This window comes from Methylocaldum sp. 14B (genome assembly GCF_002005105.1).
In the GTDB taxonomy this organism is placed as follows: Bacteria; Pseudomonadota; Gammaproteobacteria; order Methylococcales; family Methylococcaceae; genus Methylocaldum.
Genome location: NZ_MSCV01000017.1, coordinates 1 through 14708, shown reverse-complemented (window position 1 = coordinate 14708; position 14708 = coordinate 1). Strand labels below are relative to the sequence as shown.

Below are 14708 nucleotides of genomic sequence, written 5' to 3'. Positions count from 1 at the left end.
TCAAGAGTCTTCTAAATCCAATTGTGATCGTCGGGTGTTTTATCTTGACGATCCACTTTTATGGATTAAAGATCGAAAAGCATTACTTTTTGCTATTAGTAATAACATTTTTGATCGCCTCGCTAATTTTTGACGAAATAGACCTGGAACTAGACTTCAAATCGAGTCTCTTGCGTTCGTTCGGCAATATTTTCGCTCGTTGGACCTTTTTATTCGGTTTCCTGGCGATATTGGGTTTTGCCGCAAAAATGTCGGACGACTTTTCGAGAAAGCTTCTGTTGACTTGGTTTGTCGCCACGCCGTTGGTGCTCATTGCGGTACAACTATTGGCTCGTCGTGCATTGCAATCGGCGGTCTCGCAGGGCGATGCCCAACGCAGAGCAATCATTGTCGGGGTAAACGAGCTCGGCCTTAAATTAGCGAGACAGTTCGAGTCCGCGCCTTATTTGGGAATCAGCTTCGCCGGTTTCTTCGACGACAGGAGTCCGGAGCGTCTAGGCGTGAGCCACATCAATCTATTGGGAAAGATGAACGAGGTGGCGGAGTTCGTCCGAACTAAATCCATTCACCTCATCTATATCGCGTTACCGATGATGGCTCAGCCGCGGATTTTCGATCTTCTCGATAAACTCAGAGATACCACGGCATCCATTTACTTCGTTCCCGATATTTTTGTCTTCGATCTCATTCAAGCACGATTTGGGAATATAAACGGCATTCCGGTAGTGGCTGTCTGCGAATCACCGTTTTATGGCGTCAACCGGGTCATGAAGCGTATCGTCGATATCCTTTTTGCATCGATCATTCTGATTTTCATTTCCCCATTGATGCTTGCGATAGCCATCGGGGTCAAGCTGAGTTCGCCCGGTCCCGTCATTTTCAAGCAGCGTCGTTACGGCCTCGACGGCGAGGAAATCAAAGTCTATAAATTCCGAACGATGACGGTCTGCGAGGACGGTCATAACGTTCGACAGGCGAGTAAGACCGATAATCGAATTACCCGTTTCGGCCGATTTCTGCGTAAGACATCTCTGGACGAATTGCCGCAATTTATCAATGTATTGCAGGGGCGTATGAGTATAGTCGGGCCTCGTCCGCATGCCGTGGCTCATAACGAACTGTACCGCACTCAAATCAAAGGTTACATGATCCGTCACAAGGTAAAACCGGGTATTACCGGATGGGCGCAGGTCAATGGTTTCCGGGGAGAAACCGACACGTTGCAGAAAATGAAAGCCCGAATCGAGTTCGATCTCGATTATTTGCGGAACTGGTCGCTGTCTCTGGACCTGTGGATTATTTTGAGAACCGCCGGTGTCTTTCTCAAACAGGACACCGCTTACTGATCGGAAGAATATAAGGGCGCGCGTAGATTCTCATTATTTGGACTTTTGGATTCAGCCTTATTTTCGAACTTTATTCACTAAAACATGTTCAGACCCTTCGGTATTTGCCCGCATTTTTTTATCGGCTTGATCGGTTTGCTGATCCTATCGACTTCGCAGGCCGATTATTTGCTCGGCCCCAACGATGTCGTACGCATTGCGGTTTACGGCAACGAGGATCTCGCCACCGAAACCCGTGTCTCGGATAGCGGAAAAATCACGTTTCCGCTCCTTGGGGAAATCGAATTGGGCGGTTTATCCGTCGGAGAAGCGGAAGCTCGCGTCGAAACCCTTCTTTCAGAACGAGGTTACGTACGCAATCCCCAGGTAAACATCACGGTGCAGGAATACCGCAGTCACGAAGTGGCCGTATTGGGATTCGTGAACAAACCCGGACGTTTCGCCCTGGATACCGCGAGCACGGTCACTCAGTTGATCGCGCTGGCGGGAGGCGTGAATCCGCAAGGAGACGATCGGACCATCGTGACCCGAACTCGGAATGGGCAAACCTACCGCGAAGAGCTGAATCTCAAAGAACTGCTCGAGGAAGGAAAAGCGTCGGAAGACATTTTCGCCGAAGACGGAGACGTCATATTCGTGCCGCGTGCCCCGGTTTTTTACATCCACGGCGAAGTGCAGCGCCCCGGCGCATACCGTTTGGAGCGGAACATGTCCGTCGCTCAAGCGATTTCATTGGGCGGAGGCGTAACTCCTCGCGGCAGCCTGCGCAGCATCACGATCAAGCGGAGATCCTCGGAAGATCAGTTGACGACGCTCGATGCGGAGTTGGATGAACTGATCGAAAAGGACGATGTGATCTATGTGGACGAACGATGGTTTTAGCGAATCTTCCCGGAAGCAAAGGCATGCCTTCGTCCTCGGCATGGATTTCATGGATTGGTAACCAGATATGAATTTGAATCAGTTCCTGCAGATTCTATGGGCACGGCTGTGGGTGCTCGTTCTTACGCCGCTGGCGGCTGCCCTGACGGTCCTCGCGATAAGCCTGATACTGCCGAAGGCGTATACCGCCACGTCGACCCTCGTCGTCGATTACAAGGGCGTGGACCCCATTACCGGCATCGCGGTGCCGGCGCAGCTGATGCCGGGTTACATGGCCACCCAAGTCAACATCATCGGCAGCCATAACGTGGCGCTCAAGGTCGTCGATCGACTCAAGCTGGCCGATCTGCCGGAATCGAAGGAACGGTTCGAGCAAGAAGCGAAGGGAACGGGCGACATTCGCGACTGGCTGGCCGATCAGTTGCTGAAAAAACTGGAGGTTCAACCGTCGCGGGAGAGCAGCGTTATTCAAGTAAGTTATTCGGATGTCGACCCGACGCTCGCCGCCGCGCTGTCCAACGCATTCGCGGAAAATTACATCGCGACCAACCTGGAACTCAAGACCGAGCCGGCGCGCCAGAATGCCGCTTGGTTCGAGCAGCAAATCAAGGGTTTGCGGGAAAACCTGGAGAAAGCCCAGGCCAGTCTGTCCGAATACCAGCAGGAAAAGGGCATCGTCGCTCTCGACCAACACTGGGACGTAGAAAACAGCCGGCTGGAAGAGCTCTCCAAGCAGCTGGTGGCCGCTCAGTCGCACACCTACGATCTGATCTCCCGCCGCAATCAATTGGAAGCGGCAGGCAGCGCCTTCTTGCCGGAAACCTTACCGGATGTGCTTGCCAATTCCGTGGTTCAGGATCTGAAGGCGAAACTGGCGCTAGCCGAGACCAGACTTGCCGAAATCGGAGAGAAATACGACATCAACCATCCCATCCATCAGCAAGCCGTGGCCGAAGCCGGCAGCCTCAAACGCAAGTTGGCAGCCGAGACAAAAACCATCCTTCACAGCCTGAATACCGCGGTGGACATCGCGCGCATGCGCGAAAACGAGCTCAGAACGGCGCTCGGCGCGCAAAAGGCACGAGTACTGGAACTCAACAAGCAGCGGGACGAACTCGCGGTACTGACCCATGAAGTCGAACATGCCCGGCAGTCTTACACAGCCGCTTTGCAACGGTTCAATCAGACGCGCCTCGAAAGCGAGGCCAACCAAACCAATGTCGCCGTCTTGAATCCCGCCAAACCGCCGTTGCGGCCGTCGCGGCCGAAAGTGCTGCTGAACGTCGCGGTAGCGGCTTTTCTAGGCGTCATTCTGGCGGTCAGCTTCGCTTTGCTGCTGGAATTGCTCGATCGCCGCGTGCGCTCCCCGGAAGACTTGAGCATCACACTCGGACTCCCCGTGCTAGGGGTTTTGACCGATGCGAAATTACGCCATCCGAAATGGCGTTTGGCTTTCTCCAAAACTCCGGTCTGAAGCCGCCATGAAACCGGTAGGCTTCGATTGCCAAGGCCGCACGCAAATCTTCCAGCCGTCGCCCCGATGGCAGGGACGAAACGCCCATCTCTCATTGCCCAACGAGATCTTTTTATGACACAAACCCCGGCGCTCAAGATTAACCCGGAACCCATCGGCGCCGAACGCCGGATCGGACAAATCCTGCGGGAATCGGGCAGGCTCTCGCCGCTCGATGCGGAACGGGTGCTGCATCTCCAGAGAGAAACCGGGCTGCGTTTCGGCGAGGCCGCACTGCGGCTTGGATTGATTTCCGAAGAAGACATCAACCGAGCGATTTCGGAACAGTTCGATTACCGCTATTTGAAGCCGGGACAGGGAAATTTCAGCACTCGACTGATTGCCGCGTATCAGCCGTTCAGCCACCAGATGGAGGTGTTCCGCGCCATACGCAGTCAGCTGATGCTGCGCTGGCACGGCGATGGGAGCAAAACCCTGGCCGTAACCAGTCCTCGTCGCGGAGAGGGGCGCAGTTATGCCGTGTCGAACCTTGCCGTCGTATTTTCGCAACTGGGACAGCGAACGCTGCTCGTAGATGCCGATCTGCGCAACCCGAGCCAGCACGACATTTTCGCTTTGGGCCGCAACGGCATGGGCTTGTCCGATCTGCTGGTGGGTCGCGGCGGCGGCGAATGCATCCGCCGCATCGATGAATTCGCCGATCTATCGGTGCTTCCGGCCGGCACACTTCCGCCCAATCCATTGGAATTGCTCAGCCGCGGCGCATTCGATGCGCTTCTGAGGGACTTCTCGGCGGCATACGACATCGTTCTTCTGGATACGCCCGGCGGAATCGCCAGCAGCGACGCCCAAACGGTCGCCGCGCGCGCCGGCGCGTCCCTGCTGATCGTGAGAAAGCATGTAACCCCCTTCTCCGAAACCGATTTTCTCCGGCAAATGCTGACCGCCGTCGGCTGCCGGATCGTGGGCGCGGTACTCAATGAGTTTTGAAGATCGATTGCGCCGAACGCCGGACGGGAGGGGAGCCGAACATGGCGTTTAGACGCATGTTTCTTCTCGCGCAACTGGTGTTGGTCCTCAATATGGGACATTTGCTCGGCCTGGCCAACGCCAATCCCGTCGAGAAACTGTTTTTAATCCTGGCGGGACTGGTTTTCACGCTCACCCGCAAGCGCATTCCGGCCAACCTCGTGTTGATGGGCTTCATCATCCTCGTCAGCTTCGTCTGCGGTCTTCTCAGCGAGTTCGACGCCTTTTCCTGGAACCGATACGCGCGAAGCCTGGTGAGTCTCATCGCTTTTCTGCTTTTTTTTACGGCTTTTCCGGAACAGCGAGACCGGGAGTTCATATTGCTGATCGCAGCCCTCATTCCGCCGGTCTCGGTGTTGCTCGGAACGATTTACGAGGCAGTGGGCATCAGTTATCTATGGATGACGGATTATCTCGGCACCCGTCGGCTCGCCGGCAACATGGGACCGGCATTTCTCGGGGGAGCCGGCGTTACCGGCGCCGTGGCGGCCAGTTACCTCGCCCTGCAGCAGCGTTCGCGTTATCTCCTGCTTGCCCTCGTCAATGCCGGAATCACCATGCTCACGGCTTCCCGTATGCCGTCGGCGCTCGCGCTCGGCGTTACCGGCGCGATGCTGTTCATGGAAAGCCGGTCCGCGGTGTTCAGAATCTTGATGGTTCTTTACGGCTGCGTCGTGGTAGCCGGACTTTTCTACCTCATGGGAGACCAACTGATGACCCGCGTGTCGTCCGAGGCGATGAGCGGCCGCGACATCATTTGGAACGAACTGAAAGCCTACGTACACCGCTTTCCCTATTTCGGCGTCGGCTTGGGACACCAGATGGATATCCTGTCCGCTAGAACGTCCACCACGACGCACACGGTCGCCGCGCACAACGAATATCTTCGGTTCACCGTGGAGGTCGGCTATGTCGGCTCATTGCTCATGGGCTGCGCCTTCATAGCCATGCTGGTGAACCTGCTGCGCGATCCTCTTGTGACGAAAAAGTGGGCTTTTCTGATGGTCGCTGCGGCTTTCTTCGTTTATTCGTCAACCGACAACACATTCAGCGTGCCTCAAATCTTCATGGCGCTGGTGGTTGCCTTCTTCGGTTCCTGCGACCGCCGCGAACCGGTTCCGCCATCTCCCGAATCGTACAGTCCTCAACCGTTTCGGACGGCCGAGCCCGCCCTCGACCCGCCGCACAGGGTCTGACCCAGGACATCGCCAAAGTTTCACCTCAAAAAAGCAAGTATCCAGGAGAAACGTCAAAGATGAATCTCGGCAAACTCAGATGGGTCCGATTGTACCTGGTCAAATTCAAGCGCCTTTGGCTGGTGAAGGTCTTTCGCATGGATATCCATCCATCCAGCCAGTTTTCGCTGTCGACCAAATTCGATCTGACCAATCCCAAGGGGATCCACGTGGGCGAGGAGTCCTACATCGCTTTCGACGTCGCCATTCTCGCGCACGACCTGACCCGCGGCTTTCATACTCACACCCGGATCGGACGCCGGTGTTTCGTGGGAGCGAGAAGCATCATTCTGCCTGGGATCACGATCGGGGACGAAAGCATCGTAGGAGCGGGCTCGGTGGTCACGCGCGACGTGCCGCCCCGGACGGTCGTAGCAGGCAATCCGGCCCGCGTCATCAAAACCGACATCGTGGTGGCAGGTCCCTTCGGTCGCCTGGAAGGGGCCGACGAAAGGCAAGGTCGCATGATGGCGGAAAACGATTTCGCTTAACGACCGCAAACGAAGATCGCATTCGAGAGGAGCGAAAAAATGACCATTCACCGGGGGTTTAAATGCCAAGTTGTCTAATGATTGTCGAAAACCTTCCGCTGCCGCTGGACCGGCGGTCGTGGCAGGAGGCGACCGCACTGCGCGACGCCGGTTGGGAGGTTACGGTGATCTGCCCGGCCACCGAAAGGCACCCGGAACGGGAAATCGTGATCGACGGCATCCGGGTCTACCGCCATCCCCTGCCCCTGGAAGCCAGCGGCGCATTGGGCTTCTTATTGGAATACGGCGCGGCGCTGTTCCACGAAACGCGTTTGGCCTTCAAAGTGTTTCGACGCCACGGTTTCGACGTCATCCACATCGCCAATCCGCCCGATCTTTTGTTCCTGGTTGCCCTGCCCTATAAAGCGCTCGGCCGGCCGCTGATCTTCGATCATCACGACATCTGTCCGGAGCTCTACGAATCCAAGTTCAAGAAACGCGGCCCGATGCACGCCCTGCTGCGACTCTTCGAAAAACTGACCTTCCGGTTTTCGGACGTGGTCATCTCGGCCAACGAAACGTTCAAGGAACTGGCCATAAATCGGGGCGGCAAGTATCCCGACGATGTTTTTACCGTGTACGGCGTGCCGGACCTTACTAAGTTCAAACGGGTGCCGAAAACCGACGTGGAAGACACGATCACGGTCGGATACGTAGGGGTCATGGGCGCTCAGGATGGGGTGGACAACCTGATTCGTGCCGTTGCGGCGCTGCGCAACGAATCCGGGCTGCCGCGATTCACTTGCAGATTCGTCGGCGCCGGCCCCGAGCTTGCCTCGCTGAAAGCACTGGCCCAGTCGTTGGGCGTAGCCGATGTCTGCCAATTCACGGGTTTCCTGTCCGGGGAAGCGCTGTTGGCCGCCCTATCCAGCTTCGACATCGGCGTCATTCCCGATCCTTACGACACATACAACGACAAAATCAGCATGTGCAAGGTGTTCGAATACGCTACCTTGGGGATGCCTATCGTCGCCTTTGAACTAGCGGAGACCAAGCGCCTCCTCGGGGATGCGGCCCGTTACGCGCCCGACCATACGCCCGAGGGGCTGGCATCCGCCCTGGCGGCTCTCCTGAAAGACGAGTCCTTGCGCCGGAACCATGCCGAGCGCGCCTTGGAGCGGGCCCGCACGCACTTTCGCTGGCCCGACCAGGTCTCCAGCCTTCTGGCCGCCTACGATCGCGCGCTGATGCGTCGCGCCGGTCGGCGCACTTCGCCCAGCGAAGCGCGCACTCTCCGGAGCGAGCGCTCATGAACGCCGTTCCCGCGACCGAGCAAGGACGCTACGCGGAGGTGGACGCCCTGCTCTTCACCACCAACGATAGTGCGGGCGGACGCCACGACGAACTGGAGCGCATGGTCCGGAGCGTAGAGCGCGCCATAGCGACGTCCGGCCTTCGGGTCGTTCAATACCTGTTGCTGCAGCGGCACGCTCCCGGCCAGCCGCTGCCCGATCTGCCGGACTATATCCGGGTAACGACCATTCCCGATCGAGTTTCGCTCTCCAAGGCGCGGAATCTCCTCCTGAGCTGGGCGCGCGAAGACGGCATGTTCGAGCGATCATTGATGGTCGCTTTCCCCGACGACGACGCCTGGTACCCGGAGGGCACGCTGGAAGCCATGCTGGCTTTGTTCGGGGGAGACGCCTCGCTCGATCTCGCGATCTGCCGGTATTCCTCCACGCCTTCGACGCTCTCCGCCCTGCCTTCGGAGCTGCGCGCCGCGCGGCCGGCGAGCGCCAGGGCATTCGTTGCCAATGCCTCGTCCAATACGCTGTTCATGCGCGCCTCTCGCGCCGCTCAAACGGGGTATTTCGACGAGTCCCTGGGGGTCGGAGCGCCGATCAACGGCGGAGAAGACCTCGATTACGCCCTGCGCGCCTATGTCGCCGCCGGGGAAAAAGCCGTCTGGTTCGACGCCTCTCTGGTCGGGCACCGCGACCCTCATCGTTGGTTGATCGGACATTACTATGCCGGCAGCCTGTACGCGCTGTCTCGAAGCGCGGCCTCGAGCCGGGCGGTCGCCTTGCAGGCGGTGCGAAAAGTGTTGGTGGGCATCTATCTGCTGCTTCGCCGCGAACTGGCCTGGCCCGCTTTTTCACGGGCGCTGAGACTCGCCCAGGCGGCCCGATGCAGCCAACCGGCGCGTTCGTGACGAAGCCCATGAGAAAACGGTTCGAAGCGGCTGTAACGGAAATCGTGCCCAGCGGCGACCGGCTTCGCGATACGCGCCGTCCGACGCAAGCTTCTCCACGAACCGGATACGGCGTCGCACGGCGGTGGCGATGGTGGGTAACGGCCGCGGCGGCCTCAGTGTTGGCCGCCGCGATCGCCTGGGCCGGCTTTCTGAGATTTAAACCCACGGTAGCCTTGCCGGGTCTTACGCCTATCCCGGTCGAGGCGCACCCGATCGCCGAGTTTTCAAAAATCGAGATCGCGGAAACCGCAGCGTCGCCGCTGGTCTTTCGGGGCGGCTTGGTGCTCGAATCCGGCGCCCCGCATTTCGGCGGAATTTCCGGCCTGCGGATGACGGACCGCGGCCATGGGTTTGCGGCAGTCACCGATGCCGGCTATTGGGTACAAGGCCGTCTCTTGTACGACCGGGGCCGTCCGAGCGGCGTCGCCGATGTGGTGATGGCGTCGGTTCTTGGGCCCGAAGGAAAACCACTCCGAGAAAACGGCAAGGGCGACATCGAGTCTCTCGAGCTGACCGCCGAGGCCGCTTACCTGGGATTCGAAGGGCACCGCAACGGGATAGCCGTTTTCCAGCCGACATCCGACTTGCTCCGGCGCCACGGTCGGCTCCTGCCGGTTCCTCCGGACATTGTGGCACTGCCGAAAGGTCGCGGCTTGGAAGCTCTGGTCGCGATTCCCGCCGGACATGATTTCGGCGGTGCGCTCCTCGCCATTGCCGAGCGGGACCGAACCGGTCGCGACATGGCTCCGGCCTGGATTCTGAAGGAAGGGACGGCGCTGGAACTCAAGGTCCGCTTGACCGACGGCTACGACATCAGCGACGCCGTCTTTCTCCCGGAAGGTGATTTGCTCTTGCTCGAGCGGCGGCTATCGCTGCTCGGCGGTTTCAAGATGCGTCTTCGCCGCATCCCGGCGACCGACATACGGCCCGGAGCGGTTTCGGACGGCTCCCCCGTTCTGGAAGCCAATCGGCTATTTCACGAGATCGACAACATGGAAGGTATCGCCGCCCATCGCGACGAAAACGGAATCACCGTCGTCACGGCGGTGTCCGACGACAATTTCCTGCCGGTCCAACGCAAGCTTCTGCTGCAGTGGGAATTGAAATGAGCGCGCCTAAAACCGAACGTCTGCGTCCGGTCGCGGTTTTTCTGTGCGAGGATTTGCCGGTTCCGGGCCTGAACGGGTATTCCACCTACAACCACGCTTTCGTGAAATACCTGGAGTCACGGGAGTTCGAGGCGCATCTGGTGATCAGCGGACCGCGCCTGCCGGCGCCGATATTCCGCCCCCGGCGCCGATTGGGTTGCACAAGACTCCAGATTCACGTGCCCGGAACGGTTCGGCTGGGGGAGTGGCGCCTTGTCACACACCCACGGGCCCTGATTCGGTCCGTTTACCGCTGGCTGCTCGATAGCGTGGGCGGCGCATGGGCCCGACGGCTGGCGAACTGGCGCGGCGCATCGCAGAGCAAAGCCGTCTTTATCGGCCGCTGCCTGAGCGAACCGGATCTGCGCCGATTGGCGCCGCTGTTCGCCCGACTAGCTCCCCACTATGTCTTCGTCGATACCATTTTCCGGGCGCGGATCGTGAACTGGTTGCCGAACCGCACCCGCACGCTGTTGATCGCCCACGACGTCTTTTACAAGCGCTGCCAGTCCCTGGAGGCTCGCGGCATAACCGCCGTTCCCCCGGTGACCCCGGAACAGGAGCAGGCCATGCTCGGAGGCTTTGACGTGCTGCTCGCGATCAGCGACGAAGACGCCCTCGACCTCGGCAATCTGATGCCGATAGCGAAGATCGTCGCTCTTCCGGCGCCAGTTGACGCGAGGCCGATAAAGCCTCGGGGCGCCTCGGAGTCCCGCATTCTGTATCTCGGCAGCCATGCGCCGCACAACGTGGACGGACTCCGCTGGTTTTTGGAGAACGTCTGGCCGCGAGTGCGCGAGGTGCGGAACGATTTCATCCTGGACGTGGCGGGCGAGGCGTGTCTCGCCTTCACGCCCGGCATTCCGGGCGTGGTTCTGCACGGCCGCGTTCAAGACCTCTCGGAACTCGCCGCAACCGCGCTTTTCGCCATCAATCCGGTGCGCGCCGGGAGCGGCATGAAGATCAAGATGCTGGATTATTTCGCGTTCGGTCTGCCCTGCATTACGACCAGCGTGGGAGCCGCAGGTTTTCCCCCGACCGACGACAGCCCCCTCGAAATTTGCGACGACCCTGTCGATTTCGCGGCGGCCGTTCTGCAATGGGGTGGCGATCAGGCACTGCGCGAGCATCTTCGCAAAAACGCCCGTCGGTACGTGGAGCGCTTTTCGATAGACGCTTTTTTTGCGCGCTTGGACACCGCTTTGGACCGGTAGGCGTAAAGCATGAGCAGCACCACGCCTTCGCTGGGCAATAAGGTTCTGTCCGGATTGATCTGGTCGGCCGTCCGTAACTGGGGCGGACGACTGGCGACCATCGCCGTATTTTTCCTGCTTGCTCGAATTCTGTCGCCGGATGAATTCGGCGTATTCGCCGCCGCCATCGCGGTGCTCGCCTTTATCGAGATCATTGCGGAACAGGGCCTAGCCGACGCGGTCGTGCAACGTCCCACGATAGGGCCGCGAGAGTTGAATACGGTTTTCGTGGCCAATTTTATCGTGGCAGCTCTTTTGGTTACGGCGACCTGGCTGGGGGCACCGCTCATCGCCTCGGTAATGGGCATCGAGCGCCTGACCGAAATTTTGCGAGTGTCGTGCCTCGGAATACTGATCAGTTCACTCGGGTTCTGCCAGCAGGCCCTGTTCCGGCGAAATTTCCAGTACCGCTGGCTGGCCCTCAGAACCGTGGCCGCGACCGTCGTTAGCGGCGCGGTGGGTGTCGGGCTGGCGCTCGCCGGCTTCGGCGTGTGGAGTCTGGTCGGACAGTTTCTGACCAGTACCTCGGTCAATCTGATATTGCTCTGGCTCAAGCCGGTCTGGAAGCCCGGACTGAAGTTCAGTTTCGTCGGGTTCGGTCAACTCCTCCGCTACGGAAGCAATGTCCTCGGCATGCGCCTGCTGGATTTCGCCAATACCCGCGCCATCGAGCTCGCCATAGGCGCGTGGCTCGGCGCCGCCACACTCGGGTTTTATGCCGTCGGTTCCCGCATCTACACCATCATGATGCAGCTCCTCAGTTCGGTGGTCATGGACGTGGCCCATTCGGGCTTCTCGCGGATCGCCGGGGAGCGAGAACGACTGGCCCAGGCCTATTACCGCGCCATGACCGCGACCGCCGCCCTGGCGATGCCGTGCTTCGTGCTCGTCTCCGCGGTCGCCTCGGAGCTTTGCATGACGGTATTCGGCGCCAAATGGGCCGACACCGCGGACATTCTGGCTCCGCTCGCCCTCCTCGGGGCCGTTCAGACGCTCCAGTACTACAACGCATCAGGACTGAACGCCATCGGCCGGTCCGCTACAGCGCTAGCGATCGCCATCGTCAAGGCGGCGGCTACCGGCGCCGCCCTGGTGGCGACCAAAGGGCAAGGCCTGGACATAACCGTCAAGATTTACGTGCTGGCGCAACTCGTCGCGACGCCCGTGAGCTTTTATCTCGGAAGAAGGTACCTGGGCGTATCCATTCGCAGAATCCTGCGGTGCGTTATTCCGTTCGCCCTTTCGGCGGCGATGATGTTTTTCGCCGTCGGAGCGATCGGCCCCGCACTCTCCGATTTCGGCCTGAATCAGCTGTCGGACCTCGCCGTGAAGCTTGCCGCCGGAATAACGGTCTACGCCATGGGAATTGCGCTTCTCGGCCGCCGCCATCTGATCGAATCAATACAAACCATCAAATCAATGAGGCGTGGATGACTGAACAAGGTTCCGATAAGCCCCAAAAGCCGATTGAGATCAAGAACGTTCGAGCGAAGGGGGTTCGAGGCCGCCTGAGAGAGTTCTTGCGGGTGCCGATGCTGTATCGGGAATGGCGGCGCGAAAAGGGGCAATTGGTCAATCCGTCCTATCCGGATCTGCTCGAAGCCTGTAACTCGATTCTGATCGCTCCCTGCGATCCGGATACGGTTGCCGGCTCCAAGGGTGACGAGGCCATGATCACGGCGTTCGTTGAGCGGATCCGCGCATTCAATCCCGTCTGCCAATTCGGGCTGCTGACTTACCATGACCAAGTTCCCGAGACACTGGCAGATCTCGGCGTACGCCTCGAACCGGTCTGGGCAAATCCCAAGTGGTCGCTGCGCCGGCTGATCCAGACCATGTCCCGCTATGAAGGACTGGTGATCGTCGGTGGCGATGTGATGGACGGATACTACACTCCGCTGACCGCTCTGCGCCTGTGGGTGGTCGGCGATATGGCTGCGCGGCTCGGAAAACGAAGCGCGACTCTGGGATTTTCGTTCAACGAGAAACCGTCCTCGCGTTTGCGGCGCTGCCTTGGCTCCCTCGATCAGCGTTTCGTCGTTTCCGTCCGGGACGAAGTTTCTCTCGAACGCTTTAAAGGAGTCTCCCAGGCTAATTCGAGGCTAGTCGCCGATGCGGCCTTTCTGTTACGGCCCTCGTTCAGCGACCGAGTGGAGGTTGTTCGTCTTTGGGCCGATTCGCAGCGGGCGAAGGGCTGTACCGTGGTGGGTTTCAATCTCCACCCGATGCTGATCAAGGAAGGCGATCAATCCCTACGCTCGGCGATGATCAGTGCCTCGGTAGCAGCACTGCGCGACGTCGCGGCGCGGAATGATGTGAGTTATCTGTTCATCTCGCACGATTTTCGTGGTGGCCCGCTAGGCGATGAAGCCATGCTCGGACCGATTTTCGAAGGTCTTCAGGACGAGTTGGGCGAGCGAATTCGCTACTGGAAGAATCATTTCTCCGCAAAGGAGCTAAAGGCGATCGCCGGCCTAACGGACGCCGTTTTTACCGGACGGATGCATTTGGCGGTCGCGGCGCTCGGCCAGGGTGTGCCCATCGTCGCCGTCACTTATCAAGGCAAATTCGAAGGACTCTTTCGACATTTCGAACTTCCCGGACATCTGGCGGTGTCGCCCGAGTCGATTCTTGATCCTTCCCGCCTGGCACCGCTGATCGACGAACTGATTTCATCTCGCGAAGCCCTCGCCTCCCGGGTTGCGGATTCTTGGCCCAGGGTTGAACAACGTGCCTTGCTCAATATCGAGCCCTTCCTGGCGAAGGAAGTAGCTCCCAACGCGTCATCCGATGCCGTGTTTTCTAATCCATGACGATAAGGGGACAACGATGAGAGATCTGCGATTATGGAGCGGGGTGGCGTTGATGCTGGCAGGAGCAGTCCTCGAACCTATAGCCGCCGGCAAAACTGAACCGGCGTCCAAGGCCCCAGCCCTGCCCGGCAACGACACCATCAAAGCCGCCTTTACCGCCTTGAAAGCGGGTGAAGACGACTATGCACCGGCCCGTGCCGCCCGTGAGTACTGGGACGCGGCCCGCCAGCGCGTGGCACAGGATCCTCGCTGGACGGCTTGGTTGCAGGAGCGAACCAGTCGGGTCACGAAGTGGATGGCCACACCCCGCGATCACCCGGAATGGGCCGCGGGCTGGCTGCACAATTACGTGAATTTAAAGACGGGCGCCTTTCTCCACTGGACCCCCGATCAGCCGATACCGCCCGACCAGCCCGGCCACGAAAAGCTGCGCGCCGCCTGGATCGCCCATAATCGGATCTACAACATCGATCGCGTGCTGGACGCCGCCCGACTGTTCCGCCTGACCGGCGATACGCGCTACTTGGATTGGGCGGCTTCGCAGCTCGATTTCTACGCCGACGCCTACCGCGGCTTCCCGTTGCAGACCTGGAACGGCCGAGCCCAGCTGATGAATCAGAGTCTGGACGAAGCGACCCGCGCCCTGGTGTTGATCGAAGCGGTCCGGCTGCTGAAACCCCATGTCCCGGCGGCCCGCGCCGACCACTGGCGCGAGGGGCTGTTCCTGCCGTTGGCGGCCAATGTGATGGCGTCGTCGCGCGAGGTCCACAACATCGCCGTCTGGCATGCCGCGGCCGTGACCCT

At 59.4% G+C, this 14708-nt stretch carries 13 protein-coding genes; all 13 read left to right on the top strand.

Annotation, left to right across the window (positions count from 1 at the left end; translation table 11 throughout):
- Positions 1-23: 23 nt before the first annotated feature.
- Positions 24-1346 (top strand): undecaprenyl-phosphate glucose phosphotransferase, encoded by a 1323-nt coding sequence (locus B2A78_RS13560; RefSeq protein WP_077730608.1) that lies wholly within the window; start codon positions 24-26, stop codon positions 1344-1346.
- 84 nt (positions 1347-1430) lie between these two features.
- Positions 1431-2228 (top strand): polysaccharide export protein EpsE, encoded by a 798-nt coding sequence (gene epsE, locus B2A78_RS13555; protein WP_077730539.1) that lies wholly within the window; start codon positions 1431-1433, stop codon positions 2226-2228.
- 67 nt (positions 2229-2295) lie between these two features.
- Entirely contained in the window at positions 2296-3702 is a 1407-nt protein-coding gene (epsF, locus tag B2A78_RS13550; RefSeq protein ID WP_077730538.1) for a chain length determinant protein EpsF, read from the top strand.
- A 114-nt stretch (positions 3703-3816) separates the two neighbouring features.
- The gene (gene epsG / locus B2A78_RS13545; RefSeq protein ID WP_086134096.1) at positions 3817-4692 is read left to right on the top strand and encodes a chain length determinant protein tyrosine kinase EpsG; all 876 of its coding nucleotides are present in this window, start codon (positions 3817-3819) and stop codon (positions 4690-4692) included.
- A gap of 41 nt (positions 4693-4733) precedes the next feature.
- The gene (locus B2A78_RS13540; RefSeq protein ID WP_139841059.1) at positions 4734-5927 is read left to right on the top strand and encodes an O-antigen ligase family protein; all 1194 of its coding nucleotides are present in this window, start codon (positions 4734-4736) and stop codon (positions 5925-5927) included.
- A gap of 59 nt (positions 5928-5986) precedes the next feature.
- Complete coding sequence (locus tag B2A78_RS26880; protein WP_077730536.1) at positions 5987-6457, top strand: acyltransferase; 471 nt, start codon at positions 5987-5989, stop codon at positions 6455-6457.
- 77 nt (positions 6458-6534) lie between these two features.
- The gene (locus tag B2A78_RS13530; protein WP_168175423.1) at positions 6535-7749 is read left to right on the top strand and encodes a glycosyltransferase family 4 protein; all 1215 of its coding nucleotides are present in this window, start codon (positions 6535-6537) and stop codon (positions 7747-7749) included.
- Positions 7746-8648, top strand: coding sequence for a hypothetical protein (locus B2A78_RS13525; RefSeq protein WP_077730534.1), 903 nt, complete (start codon positions 7746-7748; stop codon positions 8646-8648). Before B2A78_RS13530 ends, B2A78_RS13525 begins: the two co-directional genes overlap by 4 nt.
- Before the next feature lie 8 nt (positions 8649-8656).
- Positions 8657-9799 (top strand): esterase-like activity of phytase family protein, encoded by a 1143-nt coding sequence (locus B2A78_RS13520; RefSeq protein ID WP_168175422.1) that lies wholly within the window; start codon positions 8657-8659, stop codon positions 9797-9799.
- A complete protein-coding gene (locus B2A78_RS13515; protein ID WP_077730532.1) occupies positions 9796-11052 on the top strand; it encodes a glycosyltransferase in 1257 nt (418 codons plus the stop codon). The genes B2A78_RS13520 and B2A78_RS13515 overlap by 4 nt, the downstream gene beginning before the upstream one ends.
- 9 nt (positions 11053-11061) lie before the next feature.
- Positions 11062-12525 (top strand): lipopolysaccharide biosynthesis protein, encoded by a 1464-nt coding sequence (locus tag B2A78_RS13510; RefSeq protein ID WP_077730531.1) that lies wholly within the window; start codon positions 11062-11064, stop codon positions 12523-12525.
- Positions 12522-13904 (top strand): polysaccharide pyruvyl transferase family protein, encoded by a 1383-nt coding sequence (locus tag B2A78_RS13505; protein ID WP_168175421.1) that lies wholly within the window; start codon positions 12522-12524, stop codon positions 13902-13904. Before B2A78_RS13510 ends, B2A78_RS13505 begins: the two co-directional genes overlap by 4 nt.
- A 16-nt stretch (positions 13905-13920) precedes the next feature.
- Positions 13921-14708, top strand: a 788-nt coding sequence (locus B2A78_RS13500; RefSeq protein ID WP_205780778.1) for a hypothetical protein, incomplete at its 3' end; no start/stop codon positions are given.

What these genes read in the sequence shown, in the direction of transcription:
- epsE (WP_077730539.1), top strand. Translation starts at nt 1,431, where the DNA reads ATGTTCAGACCCTTCGGTATTTGCCCGCATTTTTTTATCGGCTTGATC.
- epsF (WP_077730538.1), top strand. Translation starts at nt 2,296, where the DNA reads ATGAATTTGAATCAGTTCCTGCAGATTCTATGGGCACGGCTGTGGGTG.
- epsG (WP_086134096.1), top strand. Translation starts at nt 3,817, where the DNA reads ATGACACAAACCCCGGCGCTCAAGATTAACCCGGAACCCATCGGCGCC.
- B2A78_RS13540 (WP_139841059.1), top strand. Translation starts at nt 4,734, where the DNA reads ATGGCGTTTAGACGCATGTTTCTTCTCGCGCAACTGGTGTTGGTCCTC.
- B2A78_RS26880 (WP_077730536.1), top strand. Translation starts at nt 5,987, where the DNA reads ATGAATCTCGGCAAACTCAGATGGGTCCGATTGTACCTGGTCAAATTC.
- B2A78_RS13530 (WP_168175423.1), top strand. Translation starts at nt 6,535, where the DNA reads ATGATTGTCGAAAACCTTCCGCTGCCGCTGGACCGGCGGTCGTGGCAG.
- B2A78_RS13525 (WP_077730534.1), top strand. Translation starts at nt 7,746, where the DNA reads ATGAACGCCGTTCCCGCGACCGAGCAAGGACGCTACGCGGAGGTGGAC.
- B2A78_RS13520 (WP_168175422.1), top strand. Translation starts at nt 8,657, where the DNA reads ATGAGAAAACGGTTCGAAGCGGCTGTAACGGAAATCGTGCCCAGCGGC.
- B2A78_RS13515 (WP_077730532.1), top strand. Translation starts at nt 9,796, where the DNA reads ATGAGCGCGCCTAAAACCGAACGTCTGCGTCCGGTCGCGGTTTTTCTG.
- B2A78_RS13510 (WP_077730531.1), top strand. Translation starts at nt 11,062, where the DNA reads ATGAGCAGCACCACGCCTTCGCTGGGCAATAAGGTTCTGTCCGGATTG.
- B2A78_RS13505 (WP_168175421.1), top strand. Translation starts at nt 12,522, where the DNA reads ATGACTGAACAAGGTTCCGATAAGCCCCAAAAGCCGATTGAGATCAAG.